General features: G+C 39.4%; 2 protein-coding genes. Both read left to right on the plus strand.

Annotated features, from left to right (window positions below):
• Positions 1 to 308 precede the first annotated feature (308 nt).
• Positions 309 to 1754: an IS66 family transposase gene (locus K2X50_10285; protein MBX9587625.1), complete on the plus strand. Its 1446-nt coding sequence runs from the start codon at positions 309 to 311 to the stop codon at positions 1752 to 1754.
• 1 nt (position 1755) lies between these two features.
• Positions 1756 to 2262, plus strand: coding sequence for a hypothetical protein (locus K2X50_10290; protein MBX9587626.1), 507 nt, complete (start codon positions 1756 to 1758; stop codon positions 2260 to 2262).
• The last annotated feature ends 256 nt before the right edge of the window (positions 2263 to 2518 follow it).

Raw genomic sequence — 2518 nt, forward strand, 5'->3', positions numbered from 1 at the left:
AATGTAACTGCTCACCCCTATTAGCCACTGCGTGTCTAGCAGGGGTGAAAGATGAGTTTATTCTGAATTATTAACCGCATAATTTTTTTCAAAAATGCTTGACAGCTTTTTTAAGGCTATTTTTACATTTTCCTCGGTTCGCTCTAAATGTTACGTATGATGCGTTTTTTAGATCATCGGAGATCACAAAACGCCATTTAAGTTTTTTTAGTTGATTTAAGCGATTTGTATGCCTTCTTGCTCTTCCAATGAGGTCGAAAAACCTCGTGTTATAATGATTGCATAGGTCAATAACAACAATAAAAACTGTGGCTACCCTTGATAAACAATCTGTTCGTGCAGAATTTGACAAAATAAAAGCCAGCTTCCAAGAGCAGGTGGCAGCAGGAAAAGTGTCCACTGAGGTAGCAACATTGGTTAATACGCTCATGATGTTATTCAATATCATTTTGAGTATCTTTATGGAAAAATCAACCAAAAAGACCTCAGCTAACTCTGGCATTCCCCCGTCACAAACATCCCCAGATGACACATCGTTAACGACTAAGAGCAAAAAAGACGAGGAGAAAGACAAGCAAAAAACGATTACAGTGGTCGGCAATACACGTAAGGTAGAGACAGTTACCTTATTACCAGTACTAAGCTGTGAAGCATGCGGCGAAAATCTAAGCAATGTTACTTGTGAGTGTGTTGAGCGCCGTACAAAAATCGATATCATTTTTGAAAAAACAGAGGAGCACGTGGATGCTGAAGTCAAGCAATGTCCAGCTTGCAATACCACGGTTAAGGCCAAATTTCCTGATGACATGCCTGGCTCGCTGCAATATGGTAATGGCATTAAAGCCTATGTCATCCAGCTTATTGTTGCACAAATGATCGCATTAAAGCGCGTGAGTGATATGGTGACTGCCTTAATTGGTCGAACCCTGTCTGAAGCAACGTTATTAGGGTATGTCAGGCGCTTGCATTTAGCATTAGAGTCTTGGGAAAATCATGCAAAAACCCAGTTGATGGCGGCACAATGCATCCATACGGATGAGACATCATTACGGGTTGATAAGAAAAATCACTGGATTCATGTTTATTCTGCAGGTGATATTACGCTCAAATTCCTTCATGAGAAACGCGGCAAAGAAGCGATGGATGACATTGGTATTATCCCTCAATATAAAGGGACAATCGTTCATGATTGCTGGGGGTCTTATTTATCTTATGATCACTTAAATCATGGTTTGTGTGGCTCGCACTTACTACGTGAACTGACGTTTATTATGGATTCAAATGGGTATCTTTGGGCTAAAAAAATGAAGCGTTTGTTGCAGAAAACATGTAAAATCGTGTCAAGCCGAAAAGAGAAATGCCTGACTGCCAATGAATATTTAAAATTACAGCGCTTATATAGAAAAATACTGTCGGTCGGCGAACAAGAGCTACCTGCTATCCCAAAAAAAACGACAAAACGTCGTGGCAGAGTAGCAAAATCTGATGCCCATAACCTGTGGGAACGGCTTAAAAAATACGAGGCGTCCGTTTTGCTTTTTGCAAAGTTGCCTTATGTGTCATTTACGAATAACCGCGCCGAACGTGATTTACGTATGACAAAAGTTAAGCAGAAAGTCTCTGGGTGCTTTCGCACTGAAAAATATGCACGTGCCTATTGCCGCATTTCAAGTTACTTGCAAACAATGAGAAATAAGGGGATTAACCCAATGGTTGCCGTGAGTATAGCGCTCAATGATAGAGTGGATTTTTAATATGAATTTGGATGAAATTGATCGTTATCAAGCGATTATTATTCTAAAGAAATTGATAGAAGAGCAACCATCGATTATTAAGCCTATTCAGGAAATACTAAACCAATTGAATCGTGAGCTAAATGCTAGGCAAATTGCCAACGAATTATTTGTTAACCTTGATCTGATTGATGTTGAAGAGCTTTGGCATAATAGCGGCTCTACGCAGCATGGGTATGTTGATCCTGTTGATTTAGCTTTTGATATGGTAGAAGAGGTCGTTGAATTTTACATGGAAAAGTTCCGGAAGTTCTTATCTAATTCAAGATGGGAGGAAGCTAAAATTATCTGCGAAGGGATTCTTCTTGGACTGAATGATTTTGAGACTAAATCAAATTCCGAGTTTAAAGATTGGGCGCCAGATGTATCGGATACACTACAAAGCAACTTACTTGATGAGTGGAAAAAAGGTTGTAAAAAACAAGCGTTGATAGATGAAGTGGACGATTTTTATGAGGCTCTTGCATAAGAGAAATGTAATCATATCCTGTATAAGAGAGATCCGTGAAGTCTCTAAAGAAATTGGCGCTCCTGATAACAGGATTAAAGGCTATAAAATAGCATGTTCTGACGCCCTGGGATTCAAATTTCTTACCCAGTTACTTGAACTCAGGATCATCACGGAAGCCTCTATTATATTGTGATTCCTGATTCAAATAAGGATGATGAGTAAAAATGTTGACGTTGGGTGAGTTGGGTTAGCTTCATATGGGGTGAGCAGTTAC

The organism is Gammaproteobacteria bacterium (assembly GCA_019748175.1).
Lineage (GTDB): Bacteria > Pseudomonadota > Gammaproteobacteria > JAIEPX01 > JAIEPX01 > JAIEPX01.

Excerpts from the sequence above, each read along its gene's own strand:
- K2X50_10290 (MBX9587626.1), top strand. The coding sequence starts at position 1,756 with ATGAATTTGGATGAAATTGATCGTTATCAAGCGATTATTATTCTAAAG.